Origin of the sequence: Brevibacterium aurantiacum, from assembly GCF_003932995.1 — a bacterium.
In the GTDB taxonomy this organism is placed as follows: Bacteria; Actinomycetota; Actinomycetes; order Actinomycetales; family Brevibacteriaceae; genus Brevibacterium; species Brevibacterium aurantiacum.
Genome location: NZ_CP025333.1, coordinates 2,001,240 through 2,023,480 on the forward strand (window position 1 = coordinate 2,001,240; position 22,241 = coordinate 2,023,480).

22 protein-coding genes and 2 tRNA genes are annotated in these 22,241 nt (G+C 61.9%); 13 read left to right on the plus strand and 11 right to left on the minus strand.

The features are described from left to right. Positions 1-80 precede the first annotated feature (80 nt). Positions 81-398: a GNAT family N-acetyltransferase gene (locus CXR25_RS09295; protein ID WP_009882431.1), complete on the plus strand. Its 318-nt coding sequence runs from the start codon at positions 81-83 to the stop codon at positions 396-398. Between the two features lie 47 nt (positions 399-445). Then, positions 446-1,375, plus strand: a complete 930-nt coding sequence (gene gluQRS / locus CXR25_RS09300) for a tRNA glutamyl-Q(34) synthetase GluQRS (protein WP_114385015.1) — start codon at positions 446-448, stop codon at positions 1,373-1,375. Between the two features lie 5 nt (positions 1,376-1,380). On the opposite strand, the gene CXR25_RS09305 is transcribed toward gluQRS, so the two are convergent. Continuing rightward, positions 1,381-2,613: a glycosyltransferase gene (locus CXR25_RS09305; protein ID WP_338027641.1), complete on the minus strand. Its 1,233-nt coding sequence runs from the start codon at positions 2,611-2,613 to the stop codon at positions 1,381-1,383. Further along, positions 2,614-3,525 carry a DMT family transporter gene (locus tag CXR25_RS09310; RefSeq protein WP_241211598.1) on the minus strand — a complete coding sequence of 304 codons (912 nt, stop codon included), beginning with the start codon at positions 3,523-3,525 and terminating at the stop codon, positions 2,614-2,616. 224 nt (positions 3,526-3,749) lie between these two features. On the opposite strand from CXR25_RS09310, the gene CXR25_RS09315 reads away from it, so the two are divergent. The 6 genes from CXR25_RS09315 (at position 3,750) to CXR25_RS09340 (ending at position 8,639) form a co-directional block, all read left to right on the plus strand. Next, positions 3,750-3,822, plus strand: a tRNA-Asn gene (locus CXR25_RS09315). Between the two features lie 120 nt (positions 3,823-3,942). Continuing rightward, positions 3,943-4,995: an LLM class flavin-dependent oxidoreductase gene (locus CXR25_RS09320; RefSeq protein ID WP_114385013.1), complete on the plus strand. Its 1,053-nt coding sequence runs from the start codon at positions 3,943-3,945 to the stop codon at positions 4,993-4,995. Between the two features lie 122 nt (positions 4,996-5,117). After that, positions 5,118-6,596 carry an MFS transporter gene (locus CXR25_RS09325; protein ID WP_083248726.1) on the plus strand — a complete coding sequence of 493 codons (1,479 nt, stop codon included), beginning with the start codon at positions 5,118-5,120 and terminating at the stop codon, positions 6,594-6,596. Positions 6,597-6,680: 84 nt separating this feature from the next. Beyond that, the gene (locus tag CXR25_RS09330) at positions 6,681-7,940 is read left to right on the plus strand and encodes an EAL domain-containing protein (RefSeq protein WP_009882405.1); all 1,260 of its coding nucleotides are present in this window, start codon (positions 6,681-6,683) and stop codon (positions 7,938-7,940) included. Positions 7,941-8,043: 103 nt separating this feature from the next. Next, positions 8,044-8,120: transfer RNA gene (locus CXR25_RS09335), tRNA-Ile, on the plus strand. A gap of 18 nt (positions 8,121-8,138) precedes the next feature. Continuing rightward, positions 8,139-8,639, plus strand: coding sequence for a GNAT family N-acetyltransferase (locus tag CXR25_RS09340; protein ID WP_009882404.1), 501 nt, complete (start codon positions 8,139-8,141; stop codon positions 8,637-8,639). 18 nt (positions 8,640-8,657) lie between these two features. Here CXR25_RS09340 and CXR25_RS09345 read toward each other — a convergent pair whose 3' ends face one another. Further along, entirely contained in the window at positions 8,658-9,170 is a 513-nt protein-coding gene (locus CXR25_RS09345) for a hypothetical protein (protein ID WP_125178136.1), read from the minus strand. A 230-nt stretch (positions 9,171-9,400) separates the two neighbouring features. On the opposite strand from CXR25_RS09345, the gene CXR25_RS09350 reads away from it, so the two are divergent. Continuing rightward, positions 9,401-9,892: a DUF3145 domain-containing protein gene (locus CXR25_RS09350; protein WP_029416787.1), complete on the plus strand. Its 492-nt coding sequence runs from the start codon at positions 9,401-9,403 to the stop codon at positions 9,890-9,892. A 311-nt stretch (positions 9,893-10,203) separates the two neighbouring features. Here the strand turns inward: CXR25_RS09350 and CXR25_RS09355 are convergent, their stop codons facing one another. The 6 genes from CXR25_RS09355 to aceE form a co-directional block, all read right to left on the minus strand. Continuing rightward, entirely contained in the window at positions 10,204-11,448 is a 1,245-nt protein-coding gene (locus CXR25_RS09355; RefSeq protein WP_096145538.1) for a beta-ketoacyl-[acyl-carrier-protein] synthase family protein, read from the minus strand. 65 nt (positions 11,449-11,513) lie between these two features. Then, the gene (locus CXR25_RS09360; protein WP_009882400.1) at positions 11,514-11,765 is read right to left on the minus strand and encodes an acyl carrier protein; all 252 of its coding nucleotides are present in this window, start codon (positions 11,763-11,765) and stop codon (positions 11,514-11,516) included. 118 nt (positions 11,766-11,883) lie between these two features. Then, positions 11,884-12,885 (minus strand): beta-ketoacyl-ACP synthase III, encoded by a 1,002-nt coding sequence (locus tag CXR25_RS09365; protein WP_069600112.1) that lies wholly within the window; start codon positions 12,883-12,885, stop codon positions 11,884-11,886. A gap of 19 nt (positions 12,886-12,904) precedes the next feature. Then, on the minus strand, positions 12,905-13,810 hold the full coding sequence (locus CXR25_RS09370; RefSeq protein ID WP_114385014.1) for an ACP S-malonyltransferase: 906 nt from the start codon (positions 13,808-13,810) through the stop codon (positions 12,905-12,907). 55 nt (positions 13,811-13,865) lie between these two features. Then, complete coding sequence (locus CXR25_RS09375; RefSeq protein ID WP_009882397.1) at positions 13,866-15,065, minus strand: PucR family transcriptional regulator; 1,200 nt, start codon at positions 15,063-15,065, stop codon at positions 13,866-13,868. Positions 15,066-15,185: 120 nt separating this feature from the next. Beyond that, entirely contained in the window at positions 15,186-17,948 is a 2,763-nt protein-coding gene (gene aceE, locus CXR25_RS09380; protein ID WP_009882396.1) for a pyruvate dehydrogenase (acetyl-transferring), homodimeric type, read from the minus strand. A 262-nt stretch (positions 17,949-18,210) separates the two neighbouring features. Between aceE and CXR25_RS09385 the strand changes: the two genes are divergently transcribed. The 3 genes from CXR25_RS09385 (at position 18,211) to CXR25_RS09395 (ending at position 19,598) form a co-directional block, all read left to right on the plus strand. Next, positions 18,211-18,654 carry a DUF3052 domain-containing protein gene (locus tag CXR25_RS09385; protein WP_083248727.1) on the plus strand — a complete coding sequence of 148 codons (444 nt, stop codon included), beginning with the start codon at positions 18,211-18,213 and terminating at the stop codon, positions 18,652-18,654. After that, entirely contained in the window at positions 18,651-19,121 is a 471-nt protein-coding gene (locus tag CXR25_RS09390) for a peroxiredoxin (RefSeq protein ID WP_009882393.1), read from the plus strand. Before CXR25_RS09385 ends, CXR25_RS09390 begins: the two co-directional genes overlap by 4 nt. Positions 19,122-19,193: 72 nt before the next feature. Next, a complete protein-coding gene (locus CXR25_RS09395) occupies positions 19,194-19,598 on the plus strand; it encodes an HIT family protein (RefSeq protein ID WP_009882392.1) in 405 nt (134 codons plus the stop codon). A gap of 6 nt (positions 19,599-19,604) precedes the next feature. Here the strand turns inward: CXR25_RS09395 and CXR25_RS09400 are convergent, their stop codons facing one another. Both CXR25_RS09400 and CXR25_RS09405 read right to left on the minus strand, forming a co-directional pair. After that, positions 19,605-20,369, minus strand: coding sequence for a MerR family transcriptional regulator (locus tag CXR25_RS09400; RefSeq protein WP_029416780.1), 765 nt, complete (start codon positions 20,367-20,369; stop codon positions 19,605-19,607). Positions 20,370-20,462: 93 nt separating this feature from the next. After that, the gene (locus tag CXR25_RS09405) at positions 20,463-21,644 is read right to left on the minus strand and encodes a trans-sulfuration enzyme family protein (protein ID WP_009882390.1); all 1,182 of its coding nucleotides are present in this window, start codon (positions 21,642-21,644) and stop codon (positions 20,463-20,465) included. Between the two features lie 109 nt (positions 21,645-21,753). Between CXR25_RS09405 and CXR25_RS09410 the strand changes: the two genes are divergently transcribed. Then, entirely contained in the window at positions 21,754-22,230 is a 477-nt protein-coding gene (locus tag CXR25_RS09410) for an Lrp/AsnC family transcriptional regulator (protein ID WP_096158713.1), read from the plus strand. The last annotated feature ends 11 nt before the right edge of the window (positions 22,231-22,241 follow it).

The following is a 22,241-nucleotide window of genomic DNA, read 5'->3' on the forward strand; positions in this document are numbered from 1 at the left end:
GGTGGCGTCGGTGAGTGAAGATACCGGCGCCACCCTGTAATGTTCGTGACAAGGACGATGCCGTTGACAAGGAGTCCCACATGCAGCCCGAACCCAGTTCCACCCCCGTCACGGTGGTCAAGAACCCCGGTCGCGAACGCTTCGAGATCTTCACCGCCGAGGATCCCGTACAGTTCGCAGGCTTCCTTGCCTATCGCGTCATCGACGAACACACGGTCGAGCTCCAGCACACCATCATCTCCGAAGGCTTCTCACGTCGCGGCTTCGCTCGCACACTGGTCACCAGTGCTCTTGATCAGATCCGGGACGAAGGCGGTCGCATCGTCCCGACCTGCAGCTACGTCCAGGACTACCTTGAACGATTCCCGCAGTACGCCGACCTCGTGGCGAAAGCTTGAGCACACCACACACAGACTCGATTCCACGGGCCGCAGGGCTCAACTCTGTGCAGCTTGGGGCAGGTCGCTTCGCTCCCAGCCCCAGCGGGGACCTGCACATCGGCAACATCCGCTCAGGACTGCTGGCATATGTTCGTGCGCGGCAGACCGGGAGACGGTTTCTCTGGCGCATCGAAGACCTCGACCGGGTCCAGCCCGGTGCGGCGCAATCACAGCTTGAGGTCTTCGCCGATTTGGGGATCGCACCGGACGAGCCACCGCTCATCCAGTCCGAACGGCTCGGCATCTACACCGAAGCGCTGAATCGCCTCGAGGGGCGCGGGCTTGTCTATGAGTGCTACTGCTCCCGCAAGGACATCCAGCAGGCGCCGTCTGCACCCCATTCTCCGCCCGGGTCGTACCCGGGGACCTGTCGTGATCTGTTGGAGTCCGAACGAGAACAGCACAGACAGCGCCTCCAACAGCAGGGACGCAGCCCAGCGCTGCGTCTGCGGACTGACAATGTCGAGGTCACCGTCGAGGATCGACTGCTGGGTGAGATCACGGCCCCGGTCGATGACCTGGTCCTCAAACGCGGTGACGGGGTCTTCGCCTACAACCTCATCGTCGTCGTCGACGACGCTGCCAGCGGTGTCGACGAAGTGGTCAGGGGCGACGATCTGGCCACCTCGGCGCCACGTCAGGCTCATCTGGCCGACCTGCTGGGACTGCCGCAGCCGTCGTGGCTGCACGTTCCACTGGTGGTGAACACCGCAGGCAGCCGATTGGCCAAACGCGATGGCGCGGTCACCTATCAGCAGCTGCGAGCACTGGGATGGACACCAGATGATGTCTATTCCTGGATCGCCACGTCCCTCGGTGTCATCGGCGCCAAGGGATCATGGTCAACCATCGACGACATGGTGGCAGGACTCGACTTCGATCGGATTTGCACCAACGAGACGATGTTCGTTCCGCCCTCTGAAGCACTCGGCTGACAGGGTCAGGCCGCGGAGACGATGTTCTCGTCGATGACCTTGCTGTAGATGGATTCGAAGGTGTCAAGCGTGTACTCGATGTCGTGTTTGGCCACCACATCGAGTGAGGCCCTGGACATCGTGTCGAGGTCGTCCTCGGAAAGCTCACAGATCTGCGTGAAGCGCGAAGCCAACTCCTCGATATCCCTTGGCGGGAACAGGAAACCGTTGATCCCGTCTCTGACGAGGTGCGGCAGGGCCACCGCGTCAGCGAGGACGACTGGCTTTCGGGAGGCCAGCGCCTCCAGCGTCGCGATCGACTGAAGTTCGGCGGTCGAGGGCATACAGAAGAACGTGCAGCGCTGGTAGGCGTCCATGAGCTCCTTGTCGCTGATCTTGCCCAAGACATGGACGCGGTCGGCGATGCCGAGTTCGGCAGCCAATTCCTTGAGCGGCTCTTCCTGGTCCCCGCCACCGACGATGTCGGCTTCGAGTCCGAGCGCCGGATCAGTCTTCGCGAGCGCTTCGACGATGTCGGCGGCGTGCTTCTCTGAGGAGAGTCGGCCCACAAAGAGGACTCGCGGTGGCGCTGAACCCGAAACGGGATCAGGCACTGTCGCAGGCTGAACGGCTTCATCGTCGCGCAGATGCGCGAAGCGCTCCAGGTCGATGCCACACGAGACTGCTCGGATGGGGGAGGTGAACCCATTCTGGGTGAGAAGGTCGGCGGCCAGCTGCGTCGGCACGGTGATGAAGTCCGCGGACTGGAATTTTCTGCGCAGATCCCACCAGGCGACAGCGGTGCCTCCGTCGAGAAGCGATTTCGGCGCCCGCAGATACGGGCGAACATTGTCGGGCATGAAGTGGTTCGTGGCGACTACGGGAATGCCGCGCCTGCTCGCCTCAGAGAATGCGTAGCGCCCGATGACGAAGTGTGCCTGTGTGTGAACGACATCGGGTTGAAGAGTGTCGAGGAGGCGGGACAGCTCCGGTTTCGTCTCCCACGGCATGCAGATGGTCCAGGTGGGGTGCAGGAGCCACCGATGTGAGGTCATGCGGTGGACGGTGACACCATCCTCGGTGCTCACTGAGGCCTTGCCTGTTGCAGAGGGACAGGCGACGTGAACATCGTTGCCGCGGGCAGCGAGCCCAGCAGCCAGACGTTCCGCGAACTTCGCGGCACCATTGACCTCGGGAGCGTAGGTCTCCGTCGGGATGAGAATACGGCGGGCTGGGGTGTGGCTGTGGGCGGACAGGATTCAACTCTCCTCGGTGTCGGTCAACTGGTCTGTGCGACGAGCGACTCGACGCTGGTGTTCTCGATCTTTGACATCGGGGTGATACCGCGACAATACAACGACGCCCAGACAGGCGACCAATCCGGTGGCTGCGATCACGACGATGAGCCAGACCGGAGCGGCCGATACTTCGCCCAAGACGACCGAGCCGAGGACCACAGCACCGATCGGGTCGACGACAGTCAGGCCGGCGATGACCATCTCCGGGGGGCCGGCCGCATAGGCATTCTGCACGAACCAGGACCCGAGCGCCGTCGCAACGATGAGGCCGACGACGTTGAGCCATGTGACCTGGTCCAGTCCTGCCCGCAGCAGTTGGACGCTGACGAGGTGGGTATTCGTGGCCACACACGCGAACAGCAGGCCTGCGGCCATGATGAGGACGAGCTGGGGCGCGCTCCGGAAGAAGACCATGATGGACAGGCCGGCAGCGACGACGACAGCGGTGATCCAGACCAGCGGCAGCGCGTCGGAGCCCAGATGCACCTCTGTACGAGCGGTGGTGGCTGACAGCGCTACGAAGATGGTCACACCGACGGTGCACCAGACGACTGCCTGGACAAGACGTCGATTGACCTTGAGCCCACGATGGCGCACACCCAGAAGAACAGACACGATGAGGGAGAAGGCACCGACAGGTTGGACGACCATCACCGGGGCAAGCGCCAGAGCGACGATGTTGCCCACAGTCCCCAGGCCCGTGACGATCAGTCCGATCAGCCATTTCCTGTTGCTCAGCAGCTCTTTGAAATGAGCGCCGCTCAGCCCGTTGTGGGAGTTATTCTGACCTGCGACGGCTTCATGTTGGTACAGCGCTCCATAGGCCAGAGCCACCGCCGCCAGGACGGCGAGGGCGATTGCCACTAAGGTCACGTGCTCTTCTTCCGCTGCATGGATGGGGAGAGGAATCCCTTTGATTTTACAGTGCGGTCACCTCGCCGAGGTGGTTGTTGACTGGGTTTGTCCTGACTGTACGGATTCCACGGTATCTGGTGGTGGGGTTAACCGGAACTGTGAGCTAAAGCACTGTTGTCCGCTTTGTCGCAGACCTTGGGTCTTTGCTAAGCTGACATAACGTGCGCAGGCAACTGCGACATTCCTCCGTAGCTCAGTTGGCAGAGCATTCGACTGTTAATCGAAGGGTCGCTGGTTCGAGCCCAGCCGGGGGAGCAGCTCAGGCCCCGTCCGTTTAGACGGGGCCTTTGTCGTGCCCTCGATTCTGAAGCAGTCAGTGTCGGCGCGCTCGCGAGGAACGGGAATAGTTGATCGATCAAGCAGGTTGTCTCGGGTATGAAGGCATTCGGGTTCTGGAGTTTCGGTCACTACGGGTCGGGAAGTGCTCCAGGGGAGTACGGGGCGAAGGAAGCGCTGCAGCAAGCAGTCGAGATCGGTGTCGGAGCCGACGATCTCGGCGTCAACGGCGCCTACTTCCGAGTCCATCACTTCGCTGAGCAGGCGGCTTCGCCGATGCCGTTGTTGGCAACGATCGCGGCCAGGACCTCTCGAATCGAGGTCGGTACCGGTGTCATCGACATGCGCTACGAGAACCCTCTCTATCTGGCAGAGGAAGCCGCAGCCCTTGACCTGCTCTCGGATCAGCGTGTGGCACTGGGCATCAGCCGCGGATCACCGGAACCAGCCGACCAAGGCTGGGAATCCTTCGGCTACAGCGACAGCGATGATGCGAAAGCGGCGAACATGGCCCGCGACAAGTTCGCACGATTCCTGTCCGCCATCAGGGGCGATGAGATCGCGCCTGCGGATCCGATGCAGTTCGGACCCGATAGGAAGCTGCGTGTCGAACCTCATTCGCCCGGTCTTGACCAACGTGTCTGGTGGGGCGCCGGAACCGCAGCGACCGCCGAATGGGCGGCTGCTCAGGGCGTGAATATGATGAGCTCGACCCTGCTGACCGAGGCGACCGGCGCTTCATTCGGCGAACTGCAACGCGATCAGATCGATCGTTATCGTGCAGCGTGGAAGTCCGCCGGCCATGACTGGACTCCGCGCGTGTCCGTCAGCCGCAGCATCTTTCCGATCACCACAAACCTCGATGACCTCTACTTCGGCCGTCGCTCCGACGGGCAAGGTGATCAGATCGGCATCATCGACGGCACCCGCTCGACCTTCGGCAAGACCTACGCCGGCGAGCCCGACGAACTCATCGAAGCGCTCAAGGCCGACCCTGCCGTCGAAGCCGCAGACACGGTGCTGCTGACGATCCCGAGCCAACTGGGAGTCGACTACAACCTCCACATCCTGGAATCCTTCGCCAGCTACGTCGCTCCGGCCCTGGGATGGCAGCCCAACACCTCTGGTCCGGTGACCGGCTCGACGATGTGATTTCCCCGGGGCGCGAGCACGGACACGTATGATGAAACAGTTCCCACAAAGGGGACTGTCGAATCGACTAGGTTCCGCACGGTGACCTCTGTGCGGAATTCGGTCCGAGCAGAGGTGATCAGGTGAGCGACGGCCAGCGCATGAATCAGGTTCAGAGACGAATCGTCCTCATCGGTCTCGTCCCGCTCTTCATGTCTCTGCTCTCAGTCTCAATCATCAACGTCGTCCTGCCGGCCATTGAGACTGATCTCCAGGCCTCGTCCTCTGCCCTGCAGTGGGTCCTCACCGGCTACGCCCTGTCCTTCGGCGTCGTGCTCGTGGCAGCAGGACGAGCAGGAGACGTCTTCGGCCGCGGCCAACTGTTCATGATCGGAGTGGGCCTGTTCGGCCTCGCCTCACTCGTTGCCGGCATCGCCCCCGGTGCACTGACTCTCAATATTGCTCGCGTCTTCATGGGGCTCGGGTCAGGTCTGCTCAATCCGCAGGTCGTGGGACTGCTGCAGCAGTACTTTCAAGGACCGCAGCGCGGGCGCGCCTTCGGGCTCATGGGCACCACCGTCGGCCTCTCCGTCGCAACAGGTCCGATCCTCGGCGGTGTCTTCATCGCTCTCTTCGGCCCTGAGCTCGGCTGGCGTGCGGCCTTTCTCGTCAATGTCCCTTTCGCAGTCATCTCCCTCATACTCGCCAAAAGCTGGCTGCCGAAATCAGCCTGGCACCCTATCGCCGCCAACGACGGGTCCGATGCGAACCCGACGGCCGCCTCGGCGAACGGGGGACACGTCCCGAAAAGGGAGCGCGACCTCGATCCCGTCGGAGTCATCCTCCTCGGTGTCGGAGTCCTCCTTGTGCTGCTGCCCTTCGTCGAGTCCTCGGTCGGCTGGTTCATCTGGCTCGGCCTACCTCTGGGACTCATCACGATCTGGCTCTGGACCCGGTGGGAGCGCCGGTACTCCGCCCGTGGACACGCTCCCATGGTCGATCTGAACCTGTTCAGCATTCGGAGCTTCAGCAACGGTTCGATCATCATCACCCTGTACTTCATGGGCGTGACGAGCGTCTGGGTGCTCATCGCCATGTACATGCAACAGGGGTTGGGCCACACCGCGCTGGCGGCGGGCATGATCGGCCTTCCGGCCGCCCTGCTGTCGGCTGTGTCGGCAGATGTGTCCGGACGTTTCGTGTTCCAGATCGGACGCCGACTCGTCGTCTGGGGGATCGTCACCTGCCTGGTGGGCCTCGTCTCGACGATCGGCGTCGTCTTCCTCCTCACACAGGGCATCGGCAGCGAATGGTGGATGCTGCTGACTTTGAGCTTCATCGGAGCTGCCCAGGGAATGGTCATCAGCCCGAACCAGACCCTGACGCTGCAGGAAGTGCCGCTGAAGTATGCGGGATCGGCCGGGGGAGTCCTGCAGACGGGCCAACGCATCGGCACGTCGATGGGCTTGGCAATCATGACCGCGCTGGCCTTCGCCGTCACGGCGATCAGCGATTGGAACATCGGCATGATCGCCTCGTTCGCGGCCATTGCGCTCATCGTGATCCTGGCCGGAATCGTCGGTCTGGCCGAGGTCAGACGAGGCCGGCGCCGTCAGCTCTGAGCGCAATAATGTTACGGAATTTAGACAATCGCGTCTGTTCTCATGTGGAAGACTGTGAACGCATGTTTGCCCATGGAAGGACATATGGTGGTTGAGGCGGTACACGATCTGGACCTGGCTCTCGAAGAGTTGGTGCGCTCAGGTGGGATCGAAACCTATTTCGCCCCTGTCGTCGATGCGTACACCTTCGACAAAGTGGGATATCAGATCCTCCAGGCCCCCATCGATGACCCGGCACTCGGGCACGCTGAATCCGAAAATCTGCGCCGCGAGATGCATGCCTCGGCGATGATCGGCGATATCGATGCTTCACTTCGGGCAACAGCTCTGAGGACTGCCGAGGCGGCGGGACTGCCCAAGTCGAACCGGCTCTTCCTCCACGCAGAAGGCGAATCCTTCGCCACCCTTGAAGATCGCACCGAAGAACCCGACCGCTCAGTCATCCTGCAGCTCGATGCCTCCCGCGTGTCGTCCTCACCAGCGTCCGTCCTCCGCGCGGTCCGTCAGGCCCGGTCGATGGGCTGGGGCGTGGGAATGTCCTCGGTCGGTGCTGACCTGCGGAGCACCTCATTCGTGCCTTTGGTCAATCCGTCTGTCGTTGGTCTTCACCCGGACGTTCTTCGCATCGACTGCGAATCGCATCTGGCCGAGCTCAATCGACTTCTTCATGCTCACCTCGAACGCACTGGAGCCGTGATCCTTGCAGAAGGGGTCACCACCGAGGATGATCTCGACCGGGTGCGAGCTCTGGGCGCACGCTTCATGTCAGGACCGTACTTCGGCCCCGCGACCAAGGAACCCGAACCATTCGCAGAACCGATCGAGGACGGTCTGGTCGATCACCATTCGCGTAACCTTCCGGCACTGGGCACTCCCTATTCGATCGCCCAGGGTCTGCGGCGTGAACCTCTGGTGATGAATCGTGAGCTGCTGATCGCTCAGATCGCTGCCCTCGAAGAACGCGCCCTGGCTTCAGGTGCCGCCACAATCACCCTCGGAGTCTTCGGTGAGGACGAGACCTTCTCCCAAGCCACCCGCGATCGCTATGAACGCATCCGCGACACGGTGGGACTGACCGCGATGTTCTCCGGTGGGTTCACCGAACCGCCGATCTCTGGTGTACGCACAGGCGTCGTCGATGCGTCGGATCCCATGCGCAATGAGCACGGTGTCGTCGTGGTCGGTCCCGATTGGTCGGGTCTGGTTGCCGCGTCCAAACGCAACGATCCCGGCAGTGATGGTCAGACTGTCTTCGACGTCTACATCACGACGGAACGCTACACATGCGTCGACGCCGCGCGCAGTGCGCTGACACGCATTTCGCCGGTGTCCTCAACCAGCTGAAGGTCTCAAGCCCCGTCGGGCAAACGTTGGGGCTCCAGAGGCTGCGCTGTGTGTGAGCCGAATGGGTCCGGGCCGTCAGTTGGTGCTAATCTTATTTCTGCTCGCCCCCGTAGCTCAGCTGGTCAGAGCAGGGAACTCATAATTCCTTGGTCGTCGGTTCAAGTCCGACCGGGGGCACCACTGCTATAGCATCGGTGCATGACGGTTGTCGTTCGTACCCCAGTCATCGAAGACGCCACGGCCATGGCCAAGGTCCATGTCGAGACATGGCAGGAAACGTACCAGGGCACTATGCCCGATGAGATCCTCTTCGCACCAGATTTTCTCCAGCGCCGAGAACACATGTGGAACTCACTTCTCGCTGGCGGCACTTCAGGCAAACTCACTATCGCGATCGCTGAACACGATCGTCAGCTGGTAGGAATTGCTATGTCTGGGCCATCTGACGACGAAGACCGTCAGGGGGAGTCGGAGCTGTTCGTCCTCTACACCTACGAATCGGTCCACGGCCGAGGTGCAGGTGCCCAGCTCCTGGAGGCAGTCGTCGCACCAGGTAAGTCTGTGTCCTTGTGGGTCGCTGACCCCAACCCGCGGGCGCAGGCATTCTACTGCAAGATGGGATTCGCTCCTGACGGTTCCCGCAGCACCGACGATGATGATGGTGTCACCGAGATCCGAATGATCCGACCATCCCGATAGAGTCTTCGCAGGTGTGTGTCAGTCAACGTCTTCTGCCCGAGGAACGTGGTTTCCCGGAGTGAATGTCTCTCCGGAAAGTGGCGCGAATGCCGTGAACTCGGTATCTGGACCGGCCTCAGCCACCAGCAGTGCCGCGCGTACGTCCTCAGCGTCCAGCTCAGCAACGATGGCCGAAAATGCGGCACAAGCCTCGTCGTTGTCGGCTGGCCTACGGCTCTGAACGGTGTACGTCGGTGCCCGAGGTTCGTACGAGGCGAATTCGACAGTGAATTCCTCGCCGAGTTCGTTCGCGAGCTGTCCGACCAGATCGATGCCTGTCTGCGTGAAAGCTCGAGCAGCGTCCGCTGATTTCCAGTTGAAGTCGGCATCCAACGCTTCGTAGTACGACTGTTCCCACGCGTCGAGCTGAGAAACCAGGTCCGGGGACAGGTCGGTGTCCTCATAGTCAATTGGAAAGACAATCCACAGCACCGTGTCGGCATAGTCCGGGAACATGCGCACGGTGGTCATTGGGCAGTTCTCATCTGTCATGGCGCCATCGTAGAGCACAAGGTGGCTGGTCCCCAACGACCTTCCGTGTCCGGGAAGCTGGCACTGAGCTGACCGGCTCCCTTCCTGTGCTGGTGCAGATCTCGGCTACACGCGACGCCACCAGGTCTTTCGGTGCTTGGCGCACAGGAAAAACTCGTCTATCATAGGCTCTAGCACCTCCTTTCGGATCGTAGGGGAAGACGTATCCGAGGTAGGAGGCACAAATGGATATGACACAGGGCGTACTATTCGTCCACTCAGCACCTCGCGCGCTTTGCCCGCATATTGAATGGGCAGCGGGCGGGGCAATCGGTGCACAGGCACGCTTCGACTGGACACCCCAGCCGGCAGCGCCAGGTCTTGTGCGCGCGGAGGTCTGCTGGCGTGCGCCAGCGGGTTCTGGTGCTCGCATCGCATCCGCACTTCGCGGATGGGACTCACTGCGCTATGAGGTGACCGAGGAGCCATCTGTCGGAGTCGACGGAGGCCGTTGGAGTCACACTCCGGAGCTCGGCATCTACCACGCGGTCACCGACTCTGCTGGCAATATTCTGGTTCCCGAAGATCGCATCCGCTCCGTCATGGAACGCGCCTCCGGTGATCCGATCAAACTTTCCACTGAGATGGCACTGGCCCTGGGCGAAGCCTGGGACGAGGAGCTTGATGCCTTCCGCCACGCTGGCGAGGGCGCACCAGTGCGCTGGCTGACAAAGGTCGGCTGAGACTCTCACACAGCTTCCTGCGACGTTGATCCGATGACGTCCCTGAAGCTGCGGTAAACGACTATGGGCACACCTTCCTACCTCGGGTGTGCCCATAGTCGTATTCACGTGTGAGAGTTTGCAATGCCTCGAGTTCGACGCTGCTGCCGCAGTCTCGTTCTAGGGTGCTCCAGATACAGATCGGGGCCCCAGCATAATTGCTGGGGCCCCGATCTGATCGCTGCTCAGAGGCTGTACTGGTTTCGATGAACCAGTGCAGGAGCAACGCCGCCTCGTGAAGTGCTATCGCATCACAAAGCTCTATCGCTGATTTATACCGACTTGAAGGCGACGACGGCGTTGTGCCCACCGAAGCCGAACGAGTTCGTAATCGCTGCGATATCTCCGGCGGGAAGTTCTGCAGGATTGTCGCGCACGATGTTGATGCCCACGACGTCCGGGTCGACTTCCTCGATGTTGATCGTCGGGGGAGCCGTGCGAGTCTCCAAGGCCTTGACGGTGAGGATCGACTCGACTGCGCCGGTTCCGCCCAGCAGGTGACCGGTCATCGACTTGGTCGCACTCACGAGAGCATCTCCGACGTGAGAGCCCAGCAGTTGACTGATCGCCAAGGACTCCGGGATGTCGCCCACTGGTGTCGACGTGGCGTGCGCGTTGACGTGCTTGACGTCTGCGGGGCTCAGGTCCGCGTTGTCCAGCGCACTCTGCATCGCACGCAGCGCGTACTGACCGCCTGGCTCACCACCGGTGATGTGGTAGGCGTCGTTTGAGATGCCCCAGCTGGAGACCTCGGCGTAGATCTTCGCACCACGAGCCTTGGCGTGTTCTTCGGTCTCGAGGATGAGAGTTCCTGCACCCTCACCCATGACGAAACCATCGCGGCCGATGTCGTATGGGCGTGACGCAGTCTCAGGGGAGTCTGTCCGACGTGAGAGCGCCTGCATCGAGTTGAATGAGGCGATCGTGATCGGGTGGATCGCGGCTTCGGAGCCACCTGCGATCACGATGTCGGCGTGACCTGAGGCTACAACGTCGTAGGCGTGGCCCAGGCTCTCGGTCGACGAGGCGCAAGCGGAGACCATGGTCTGGACTCCGGCACGGGCCTTGAACTCCATGCCGATGGCTGCGGCTGGCCCGTTGGGCATGAGCATCGGCACGGTCAGAGGCATGACCCGGCGAGGGCCCTCTTCCTGGAGTGTGTCCCAGGCGTCGAGCAGAGTCCAGACTCCGCCGATTCCGGTCGCCCAGGAGACGGCGGTGCGGTCTGGGTCAGTTTCCTCGAGGCCGGCGTCGGCCATGGCCTCTCGGGCGGAGATCAATGCGAATTGGGAGGAGGGGTCGAGGCGTTTGGCCTGGACGCGCTTGAGATTCTCGGGAACGACCTGTGGGTCGACCTGTGCTGCGAAGTCGACGGCGAGGCCGTACTTCTCGGACCAATCATTGTCCATTGTGTGGACGCCGGACTTGCCGGCCAGGATGGCTTGCCACGTGGCATCGGCCGTCGCGCCCAATGGGGTTACCGCACCAATCCCGGTGACGACAACTTTAGGTGTCATGGTACAAACCTCGTCGATAGTGTGGACACGGCCCGTCGGTGGACGGGCCGTGTACGGCTAGTTTCTCAGGCCTCTTGAGCCTTGTTGATGTAGTCAACAGCGTCCTGGACGGTGACGAGGTCTTTGACGTCGTCATCCGGAATCTTCACGCCGAACTTCTTCTCAGCGTTGACGACGATGGTCATCATCGAGATGGAGTCGATGTCGAGGTCATCGGTGAAAGACTTGTTGGCCTCGACTGCTTCCACAGCCAAACCGGTTTCTTCGTTGACGATCTCTGCCAGTCCAGCGAGGACTTCAGCTTCGGTGAATGCCATTACTTTCCTACTTTCTAGTGTCAGCCGAGGGTTGGTCGACTGGTTGAGGAACTTTTCGACGAGTGTCCCGCCGAATATCTTAGGACATTCACGGAGAGTTTTCCGTGAATGAACCCGTTTAAGGGAGACGGATCACTTGTGCACCGAAGACCAGACCGGCTCCGAAACCGATCTGCAGTGCCAATCCTCCGCTGAGTTCGGGCTGTTCGCGCAGCAGACGCTCGGTGGCCAAGGGAATCGACGCCGAGGAGGTGTTGCCGTTGTCTGCGATATCTCGAGCGATGACGACTGATTCGGGCAGCTTGAGCTGCTTGGCCAGTTCGTCGATGATGCGCATATTCGCCTGATGGGGGATGAAGGCAGCCAGGTCAGAGGCTTCGATGCCGGATTCGGCAAGGGCCTCCTTGGCCACTTCGGCACCATCCCAGACGGCCCAACGGAAGACGGTCGGCCCGTCCTGGCGAAGGGTCGGGAATGGGGTCTCGCGGTCGTCGCGGACGTCATAGAGGGACTCGGTCATACGGATCGTCGACCAGTTCTCACCCTTCGAACCCCAGACGGTCTTCGAGATGCCCGGCTCGTCGGAGGACGAGACGACGACAGCGCCGGCTCCGTCACCGAGGATGAAGGAGATCGAACGATCCTCCGGGTCGATGACCTCGGAGAGCTTCTCAGCGCCGATTACCAGGATGTTGTCCATGGCTCCGGAGCGGACCAGTGCGTCGGCCTGTCCGATGCCGTAGCAGTAGCCGGCGCATGCGGCGCTGATGTCCCAGGCCGGGATGTGGCCGGTTCCCAGGCGATCGGTCAGTGCCGCTGCCGCTGACGGTGTGAAGTACTCGAAGGTGACGGTGGCGATGATGATGCCGCCGATGTCCTCGGGTTTGAGGCCCGAAGATGCGATTGCCTCGAGGGCTGCTTCCTCGCACATGTCGAGGACACCGACGTCCTTGCTGGCCCGCCTGCGGGTGATGATGCCGGTGCGCTGGCGGATCCACTCATCGGAGGAGTTGATGGGGCCGGCGATGTCGTCGTTGGTGACGAGGTTCTCGGCGCGGTAGGCGCCGATGCCCGTGATCTTGGAGAAGCTTCCGGGCTCTGCGGTCTTCAGTGTTGGCATGGTGGTCTTCCTTTGATGATCAGGCGTGGGCCGCGGCGAACTCACGCGCCCCGTCGAGGTCTGCAGCGGATTTGATGGCGAATGTCTCCACGCCCTTCATGGCGCGTCGTGCAATGCCGGTGAGAGTTCCACCGGGGACGAGTTCGATCATTCCGGTGATACCCGCGTTCAGGAGGGTCTCCTGGCACAGGTCCCAGCGGACCGGATTGGTGACCTGTTTGACGAGACGGCCGACGTAGTCCTGCCCGTCCTCGACGACGGTGCCGTCGGAGTTGCTGAGGATCTTCGTGCCCGGGTCGGCAATCTCCAGCGCCGAGGCGGTGGCGGCCAGTTCAGCGGTCGCCGGAGCCATGAAATCGGTGTGGAAGGCACCGGCCACAGGCAAGGCGATGACACGGGCCTTCTCCGGTGGGTTCTCGGCCAGCTTGTCGAGGCTCTCCTTCGATCCTGCTGCCACGGTCTGCCCACCGCCGTTGACATTGGCCGGGCTTGCCCCGGCAGCTTCGATCGCGGCCAGAACGTCCTGTGGGTCGCCGCCGACGACGGCTGACATTCCCGATGGTGTATGGGCGGCGGCGGATGCCATGCCGGCACCACGGACAGAGACGAAGCGCATGGCGTCAGACGCTGTGAAGATCCCAGCGATCTGTGCTGCCGCGATCTCACCGACGGAGTGTCCGGCGACATAGTCGGCCTTGACTCCGAGTTCCGCTGCGCACGCGATTGCTGACGCGACGAGCAGCGGCTGCGCCAGAGCTGTGTCCTTGATGGTCTCATCATCCGATTCGGTTCCGTGCAGGCGCAGGTCGATCCCGGATGCGGAGGAGAGTTCGTCGATCTGTGCGGCGAAGGCGTCAAGTTCCAGGAAGGAACTCAGAAAGCCCGACTTCTGGGCACCTTGGCCCGGGCACGTGATTGCTAGCACTCAGTTCTCTTTTCACTCGACTTCGGTGTTCAATCTAGTGGATGGATCTTTTGGATCAGTGTGTTTTGTCGGTGTTCGACAATAGCCCGGCATCTGACAGTCGCCCGTAGACCAATGCGATGTGGATGACGAATGCGTCGCGGGAGACCGTGGGATCGAGTGAGATCGCCGAGGTGATCTTCCGCAGCCGGTATCTCACCGTATTCGGGTGGACGGACAGCGCCTTGGCCGTGGCTTCCAAGGACGAACCGAATTCGACGTAGGCGCTGACTGTTTTGAGCAGCTGTCCCGTCCCCGAGGTCAACGGTTCGTAGTAGCGGCTGATGAGTTCTCCCAGTGCGACGGTGTCCCCGGCCAGGGCACGTTCAGGTAGGAGCTCCTCTGCCCTGACGGGGCGTGGGGAGTCGGGGCGGGCGGTGGCGGCCTTGAGCGCCATGATCGCTGCCTTCGCCGAGGTGGCGGCTTCGGCCAGTGATGACACGCTGGGACCCACGATGACCTCGGAGGGTCCGAAGCAGTCGGAGAGGTCTTCGACGGCGGTGTCGAGTTCGGTGGCACCGCCGAGGACGATGAGCAGTCGGTTGTCGTGAATGCCGACGAGTGCATCATCGGCCCATTTGCGGGCCTTGCGACGAATGACGTCGAGGCCGCGTTTGGCCGACCGCTGCGGGGCCCGTCCGACGAGGACGCTGACAGGTCCCTCGGACTGCCAACCGAAGGCCGCCGTACGGCTGGCCAACTCGTCGACGGAGTCACCGCGGACGAGGGCATCGACGACCATCGCCTCCAGGCGGGCGTCCCAGCTGCCCCGGGCTTCGGCGGCTCGGGCATAGACGTCTGCTGCGGCGAAGGCGATCTCACGGGAGTAGACGAGGACGGCTTCCCGCAGGGCCGGCTGTTCTACCGCACGCGCAATGTCGGGTACTCGTTCTTCGACGACCTCGACGACGACCTTGAGCAGCTGCAGCGTCTGCTGCAGGCTGATGGCTCGGATGAGGTCGCGGGGGGCGGACTTGAAGATCTCGCTGACGACCCGCAGATCCGTATCGGGTTTGCGATACCAGTCGATGAAGGACGAGATGCCTGACTGGGCCAAGAGTCCGACCCAGGAGCGATCCGAGGGCGACATGCTGCGGTACCAGGGGAGCCGAGCTTCGAGTCTCTGCAGGGTCACAGTGGAAAGAACTCCCACTCCGGCCCGGAGACGACGTGCCGTCTCTGCGCGGCGCCGGAGCGTCTCGGCGTCTGTTGTCATGGACTCCACTTTAAACGCTTCAACACAATTCGCTTGTACACGACACACAAGTTTTTGTCGTTGGGGACAAGTATGGCCGGAGTCTTGGAGACTCCGGCCATACCGCCTGACACGGTGTGCTTAGGCGCCCGCACCTTCGGTTGAACCCGAAGTACCAGCGGTGACATCGTCGAGCTGGTACTTCCGAGCCGCCTCGGCGGCCTTATCGATCGAGATCGCCCCGGTATCGGCCAAGGAGATCAGGGCCTGAGTCACGACCGAGGGTCCATCGACGTGGTAGTAGCGGCGAGCGGCCGGACGCGTGTCCGAGATCGCGTAGCCGTCGGTGCCCAGCGAAGTGAAGTGACTGGGCACGTACTGCCGGATCTGATCCGGTACCGCACGCATGAAGTCCGAGGTTGCCACCACGGGACCCTCGACTTCGGACATCTTCTGAGTCACGTAGGGCACACGGGCCTCGGCGTCAGGATTGAGCAGCCGGTCATCTTCGGCATTGAGCCCATCGCGACGCAGTTCGGTCCATGACGTCACCGACCACACATCGGCGGATACGCCCCAGTCCTCGGCCAGCAGCTCCTGGGCCTCGAGGACCCACGGAACACCGACTCCGGAGGCCATGAGCTGAACCTTCGGGCCACCGTTGTCCGGTCCCTTTGACAGCAGGTACATGCCCTTGAGCACACCGTCGACGTCGAGGTCCTCGGGTTCAGGAGGCTGGACCATCGGTTCGTTGTACATCGTCAGGTAGTACATGACGTTGGGGTCGCGTTCATCGGCCGGGTCGTACATGCGGTGGATGCCGTCACGGACGATGCGGGCGATCTCGTAGGTGTACGCCGGGTCGTAGGACACGATCGACGGGTAGGTCGAGGCCAGCAGATGGGAATGACCGTCTCCGTGCTGCAGTCCTTCTGCCACGAGCGTGGTCCGTCCGGCGGTGGCGCCGAGGATGAACCCGCGGGCCATCTGGTCTCCTGCGGCCCAGAAGAAGTCGCCGCTGCGCTGGAACCCGAACATCGAGTAGAAGATGTAGAACGGGATCATCGGCTCACCGTGGGTGGCATAGGACGTGCCGACGGCGGTGAGAGCTGCGGTGGCGCCGGCCTCGTTGATGCCCACGTGGAGCAGCTGACCGTCGGTGGCTTCCTTGTAGGCGAGGAAGAGGTCGCGGTCGACCGAGATGTAGTTCTGGCCGTGCGGGTTGTAGATCTTCGCCGTCGGGAAGAACGAGTCCATACCGAAGGTGCGGGCCTCGTCGGGGATGATCGGCACGATGCGCTTGCCGAACTCCTTTTCGCGCATCAGGTCCTTGAGCACGCGGACGAATCCCATGGTAGTGGCGATCGTCTGCTTGCCCGAACCGCGCTTGCCGGCGTCGAAGGCCTTGTCGGAGGGCAGTTTGAGATCGATGTGCTTGCTGCGCCGTTCGGGGGAGTACCCGCCGAGTGCCGCACGTCGCTCCTGCATGTACTTGATCTCCGGAGCATCCTGCCCGGGGTGGTAGTACGGAGGCAGCTTCGGGTTCTCCTCGAGATCCTTGTCCGAGATCGGAATCTGGAAGTGATCACGGGCCAGCTTGAGATCGTCGATCGTCAGCTTCTTCATCTGGTGTGTGGCGTTGCGGGCCTCGAAGTGCGGTCCCAGGGAGTAGCCCTTGACGGTCTTGACGAGGATGACTGTCGGCTGACCGGTGTGCTCGGCGGCGGCCTTGTACGCTGCGTAGACCTTGCGGTAGTCGTGTCCACCGCGCTTGAGGTTCCAGATCCTCTCGTCGCTGTAGTCCTCGACCATGGCCTTCGTGCGAGGGTCGCGACCGAAAAAGTTGTCACGGACGAATCCACCCGACTCACCCTTGTACGTCTGGTAGTCACCGTCCGGGGTGGCATTCATGAGGTTGACGAGGGCGCCGTCACGGTCCTTGGCCAGGAGTTCGTCCCATTCGCGGCCCCAGACGACCTTGATGACGTTCCATCCGGCACCGCGGAAGTAGGCTTCGAGCTCCTGGATGATCTTGCCGTTGCCGCGCACCGGTCCGTCGAGGCGCTGCAGGTTGCAGTTGATGACGAAGTTGAGGTTGTCGAGTTCTTCGAAGGCAGCGACATGGAGCATGCCGCGGCTCTCCGGTTCGTCGAGCTCGCCATCGCCGAGGAATGCCCAGGTCTGCTGCTGCGAGGTGTCCTTGATACCGCGGTTCTGCAGATACTTGTCGAACTGTGCCTGCGCGATCGCGTTCATCGGTCCCAGGCCCATCGACACCGTCGGGTGCTCCCAGAAGTCAGGCAGCTGGTGCGGGTGGGGGTAGGAGGGCAGTCCGCTGGGTTTGCCGTCGATCTGATGAGACTGCTGCTGACGGAATCCGTCGAGGTCCTGTTCGCTCATCCGGCCTTCGAGATAGGCGCGAGCGTACATGCCCGGTGAGGCGTGGCCCTGATAGAAGATGTGGTCACCGCCGCCGGGATGGTCCTTGCCCCGGAAGAAGTGGTTGAGGCCGATTTCGTAGAGCGTGGCCGATGAGGCATAGGTCGAGATGTGACCGCCGACCTCGACTCCGGGCCGCTGAGCGCGGTGGACGAGCATCGCGGCGTTCCAGCGGTTCCAACGCCGGTAGCGTCGCTCCACCTCTTCGTCGCCGGGGAACCACGGTTCGTTCTCGGGACCGATCGTATTCACGTAGTCGGTGGCTGTCAGGCTGGGCACGCCGATCTGCTTCTCTCGCGAACGCTGGAGCATCCGCAGCATGACGTACCGTGCGCGTGATCGTCCGCCCTCGTCGATGAGGCCGTCCAGCGACGCCAGCCACTCCTCAGTCTCTTCGGGATCGATGTCGGGCACCTGGCTGGGCAGCCCATTGAGAATCGGTCCGCCCTGTTTCCGATTGTCCACGGTGTGGTCCTCTCTTCAGCTCCACGATCTTCGTTGGTGTCAAGATCCGGTGGGTCAGGTGGAATGGGCGGTCAAATCATGATTGAGCCCAGGGTCCACCAGATACTTCCATCAGCCTAGTCCTCCCGCGCGATCTTCGCTGGGGCGAAATCTTGTGGTCTCAATGACGAGTTCATCGTCTTGGATGCTCTTTGCAGCCGATTGCATCGTCTTGACGCGCCGCCATTTGCGCCTCCGGCACACTTGACGGAACAATAAGGGCATGAGTAACTCCTCTTCCGAAAGGACATCTTCCACGTCGACCCTCCCCAACGAGCTGGGCCACAACCTTGGTTTGGCTGCGGGAGACTATGTGCAAGAAATCGGCTACGACGATGACGTCGACTTGGACCTGTGCCAGGCGATCGAAAACATCATTGGTGAGAAAATCGCGGACGGCGATGAAGACGGTGTCTTCGACGCCATCCTGATGTGGTGGCGTTCTGACGACGATGACCTGATTGATGGTCTCGTCGACGCGCAGGTCACATTGAAGGAAGGCGGAGTCGTCTGGCTCCTCTCTCCCAAGGCAAGTCGCCCCGGCCACATCAGCCCGGCCGACATTTCCGAGGCAGCTCCCACAGCAGGCATGCACGTGACCTCGACGGTCAGCGCAGCCGAGCACTGGGCAGGCTTCCGTTTGGTAGGCAAAAAGAACTTCTCATGATCCTTCGGCCCGGAGACCGGGCCCCTGATTTCCGTGTGCCCGATCAGTTCGGGTCCACGATCCACCTCGCCGAGGTGTCTCGCCGGTCGGCTGTCATCCTCGTCTTCTTTCCGTTCGCCTTCTCACCCGTGTGCGGTGACGAGGTCAGAGCATTGGACGACCTGGGGCAGACTCTGGCCGCAGAGTCCGCACCGATCGAGGTCATCGGCATGTCCGTGGATTCGAAGTACACGCTCGCCGCATGGTCGAGCGAGCGTGGGCTTCGACTCGATCTGGGTTCTGACTTCTGGCCCCATGGCGAGGTGGCGAAGTCCTACGGAGTCTTCGATGCCGATCACGGTGTGGCCGAACGCGGAGTCTTCGTCATCTCGCAAACGGGTACGATCGTGACCAGTCGACAGGTCGCACGAACCGAGACGCGTGACTTCTCCGTTGATGTCGCTCAAGCGCGAGCACTTCGCGGTTGAGTCGATGTGATCATCGGATCAGCGTGATCATCGGATCAGCGTGATCATCGGATCAGCAAGGAGGAATGAAACATGGCCACCATCTTCACCAAGATCATCAACGGAGAGATTCCGGGCACTTTCGTCTACCAGGACGACCTGTGCGTTGCATTCCTCGATGTGTCGCCGATGACCGAGGGCCACACCATGGTCGTACCCCGGGAAGAGATCTCGCACTGGATCGACGCGGACCAGGACCTGCTGGACCATCTCATGGCCGTCAGTCGCAAGGTGGGACGTGCTCAGCAGGAGGCCTTCGACTGTGAGCGCATCGGCGTGATGATCCAGGGCTATGAGGTCCCGCACCTGCATATCCATGTCTGGCCGACGAATAAGATCGCCGACTTCGATATCTCTGATCGGGCTGAGATGCAGACTGCTGAACAGCTGGCAGGGCCTGCCGAGAAGATTCGGCAAGCCCTGGAGCAGCAGTCCTGATCACGCTCAGCGGTCCGCGTTCGCCTCGAGGTAGTGATTGAGTGAGTCTCGGACCAGCTCCGCGCCCTCGGTGCCACCGTAATTGGAGGCAAAGCGCGCGTCACTGACGTACATGTCGGCCAACCCGCGGACATATCCGTCGATGTCACCGCTGGGATCGTTCGCTGGAGTCCCCGGAACAGCTCTCAGCCACTGAACGTGACGGTGAGCCAGGTCCTGGCAGCGATCCGATTCCGGGTCGGCCCCTGCCTCGGCGGCGTTCGCCCAATCCTGATTCAGCTGGTCGACTGCCGCCTTCCATGACTGCTTGTCATCGGGCCTCAGGGACTCCCACCAATGCGCAGACGACTCATAGGCCTCAGGGCCCCAGCGCTGCGTCACCTCCTCTTTGTGCTTGCGATGGTCGAAACCGTCGAACATTTCCTCTGCCATGAGAGGTTCACCTGCTTCCAATCGTGCGATGGTCGCGGTGACGGCGGCGATCTGCCGCTCGATCCGTGCACGCTCGCGTCCGAGGCTGTGCACGTGTTCGCCCAGTGCCGCAATCGGGTCCGAGGTGCTCTCGAGCACCTCGGCGATCTGGTTCAACGGCATGCCCAGCTCCTTGAGAAGGAGAATGCGCTGCAGGCGCACCAGCCCTGTCTCGTCGTAGCAGCGATATCCGTTGTCGGCAATGTACGTCGGTGGCAAGAGGCCGATCGCGTCATAGTGACGCAGTGTTCGGCTCGTCGTCCCCGTCATCCGCGCTGTTTCCTGTATGGACCAGTCCATGACAATCAGCTTAGAAGTTGACGTCGCGTCAATGTCAATAGGGCAGTGAGCACGTGGCCAATTTGGATAGGCAGCGGACCGGGGTCGGCCGGCTCAGGCAGCGGCCCGACTCGCGTCGAGGGCAGCGATGAGATCGTCTGCCAGGTCATCGACGTGTTCGAGTCCCACAGAGAGTCGGATGAGACCATCGCCGGGCTTCGCCGTGGCCGCAACTGGCCTGTGAGTCAGTGACGCCGGATGCTGGATGAGAGTGTCAGCGCCGCCCAGGGACACCGCGTGGACGACGAGGTTGCAGTGTTCGACGAAGCTGCGGGCGGCGTCGAATCCACCGGCGAGCTCCATCGCGATCATCGCACCACCACCGGACATTTGGCGTCCGAGCAGTCCGCGTGGGTCCTGGCCTTTCAGTCCCGGGTAGTGGACGACGGAGATGGCAGGGTGCGCGTCCAGGCGCTCAGCGAGCTCACCGGCGGTGGTCTGAGCCGCGCGCATGCGCACGGCCAGAGTGCGCAAGCCCCGATGAAGGAGATACGCGCCCATGGGGTGGAGCAGGGCTCCTGTGATGGCTCGGACCTGTCGCAGGCGCATCGCCCAGTCGGCGTTGGTGGCGATGATGCCGCCCATGGCATCGCCATGACCGCCGAGGTATTTTGTCGCGCTGTGCAGTACGAGGGCCGCTCCGTGGGAGATGGGCTGCTGGAGAACAGGTGTGCAGAATGTGTTGTCCACCAGCACAGGCACGTTGCCGGCGGCTGAGACGACACTGTCGAGATCAACAAGGTCCAGGCTGGGGTTTGCCGGGGTCTCGACAATGACGAGTCCGGTGTCATCTTGGATCGCCGAGGCGATGTCGGCTTCCTTTGCCCATGTGACTGTTGTCCCCAGCAGTCCGGTTTCGAGGAGGTGGTCGCTTCCGCCATAGAGGGGACGCACTGCGACGATGTGGGGTGTTCCTGCGCTGACGGCCGCGAGAAGTGCGGCAGTCATTGCGGCCATGCCCGTGGCGAAGGCGACTGCTTCCTCAGCGTGTTCGAGCCCGGCCAGCGCGGTCTCGAAGCGTGCGACACCGGGCTGCCAGAGGCGCTGGTAGACGGCCGAGTCGCCGTCCTTGAGCGTATGGCCGGTGGCGAGCCATTCGTAGGAGTCACCGCCGGTGGCGACATCGTTGACTGGGTTGGTGGTCGAGAGGTCGATGGCCGGTACGTGGACTCCTGCCTCGGTGAGGCCTTTCATTCCGCCGTGGACCATGAGCGTTTCTGGGTGCAGTGAGGTCATATCAGCATTCAAGCTATTCCTGCTATTAACTGCAATCATCAGTCAAGAATCCGTGATTTTGTGTACTCCTATCGAAGCTTCTTGAATCACATATGCCAGACTGTGAGTCATGTCGCAGAAAGTGGAACTCGATGATGTTGATCGACAGCTGCTCAAAGCTCTCAGTGAAGATGCCAGAGCATCCGGTACCGCTTTGGCATCTATGGTGGGCATCTCGGAGTCGACGGTTTCGCTTCGCCTCAAGCGCCTCAAGACATTGGGCGTGATCAGAGGCTTTCGCGTCGACATCGATGCCGCAGCTGTGGGCATCCCATTGCAGGCCCTGATCTCCATCCGTCTGGCCAAACATGACCGGGCGGAGATCGATGCCTTCACCGCTGCAGCACCGCAGTTTCCCGGGGTTGTGCGGATGTACCACATGGCAGGAGCTGACGACTATCTGCTCCACATCGTCGCCACCGACACCGAGGCGGTCCAGTCCTTTGTTCTGGACTACCTCACTCGTTATCCGGCAGTCGCCCATACGCGAACCAACCTCATCTACAAGGTTCAGGACGGCTCCGCCTGGATTCCCGACGGTGCCTGAACGCCGCCAAG

Bases quoted from the DNA above. Each gene is read 5' to 3' on its own strand.
- CXR25_RS09350 (WP_029416787.1), top strand. From the start codon at position 9,401: ATGACACAGGGCGTACTATTCGTCCACTCAGCACCTCGCGCGCTTTGC.
- CXR25_RS09410 (WP_096158713.1), top strand. From the start codon at position 21,754: ATGTCGCAGAAAGTGGAACTCGATGATGTTGATCGACAGCTGCTCAAA.
- CXR25_RS09345 (WP_125178136.1), bottom strand. From the start codon at position 9,170: ATGACAGATGAGAACTGCCCAATGACCACCGTGCGCATGTTCCCGGAC.
- CXR25_RS09365 (WP_069600112.1), bottom strand. From the start codon at position 12,885: ATGCCAACACTGAAGACCGCAGAGCCCGGAAGCTTCTCCAAGATCACG.
- CXR25_RS09390 (WP_009882393.1), top strand. From the start codon at position 18,651: ATGATCCTTCGGCCCGGAGACCGGGCCCCTGATTTCCGTGTGCCCGAT.
- CXR25_RS09385 (WP_083248727.1), top strand. From the start codon at position 18,211: ATGAGTAACTCCTCTTCCGAAAGGACATCTTCCACGTCGACCCTCCCC.
- CXR25_RS09405 (WP_009882390.1), bottom strand. From the start codon at position 21,644: ATGACCTCACTGCACCCAGAAACGCTCATGGTCCACGGCGGAATGAAA.
- CXR25_RS09375 (WP_009882397.1), bottom strand. From the start codon at position 15,065: ATGACAACAGACGCCGAGACGCTCCGGCGCCGCGCAGAGACGGCACGT.
- CXR25_RS09395 (WP_009882392.1), top strand. From the start codon at position 19,194: ATGGCCACCATCTTCACCAAGATCATCAACGGAGAGATTCCGGGCACT.
- CXR25_RS09360 (WP_009882400.1), bottom strand. From the start codon at position 11,765: ATGGCATTCACCGAAGCTGAAGTCCTCGCTGGACTGGCAGAGATCGTC.
- CXR25_RS09355 (WP_096145538.1), bottom strand. From the start codon at position 11,448: ATGACACCTAAAGTTGTCGTCACCGGGATTGGTGCGGTAACCCCATTG.
- CXR25_RS09400 (WP_029416780.1), bottom strand. From the start codon at position 20,369: ATGGACTGGTCCATACAGGAAACAGCGCGGATGACGGGGACGACGAGC.
- CXR25_RS09320 (WP_114385013.1), top strand. From the start codon at position 3,943: ATGAAGGCATTCGGGTTCTGGAGTTTCGGTCACTACGGGTCGGGAAGT.
- CXR25_RS09340 (WP_009882404.1), top strand. From the start codon at position 8,139: ATGACGGTTGTCGTTCGTACCCCAGTCATCGAAGACGCCACGGCCATG.
- CXR25_RS09295 (WP_009882431.1), top strand. From the start codon at position 81: ATGCAGCCCGAACCCAGTTCCACCCCCGTCACGGTGGTCAAGAACCCC.
- CXR25_RS09330 (WP_009882405.1), top strand. From the start codon at position 6,681: ATGGTGGTTGAGGCGGTACACGATCTGGACCTGGCTCTCGAAGAGTTG.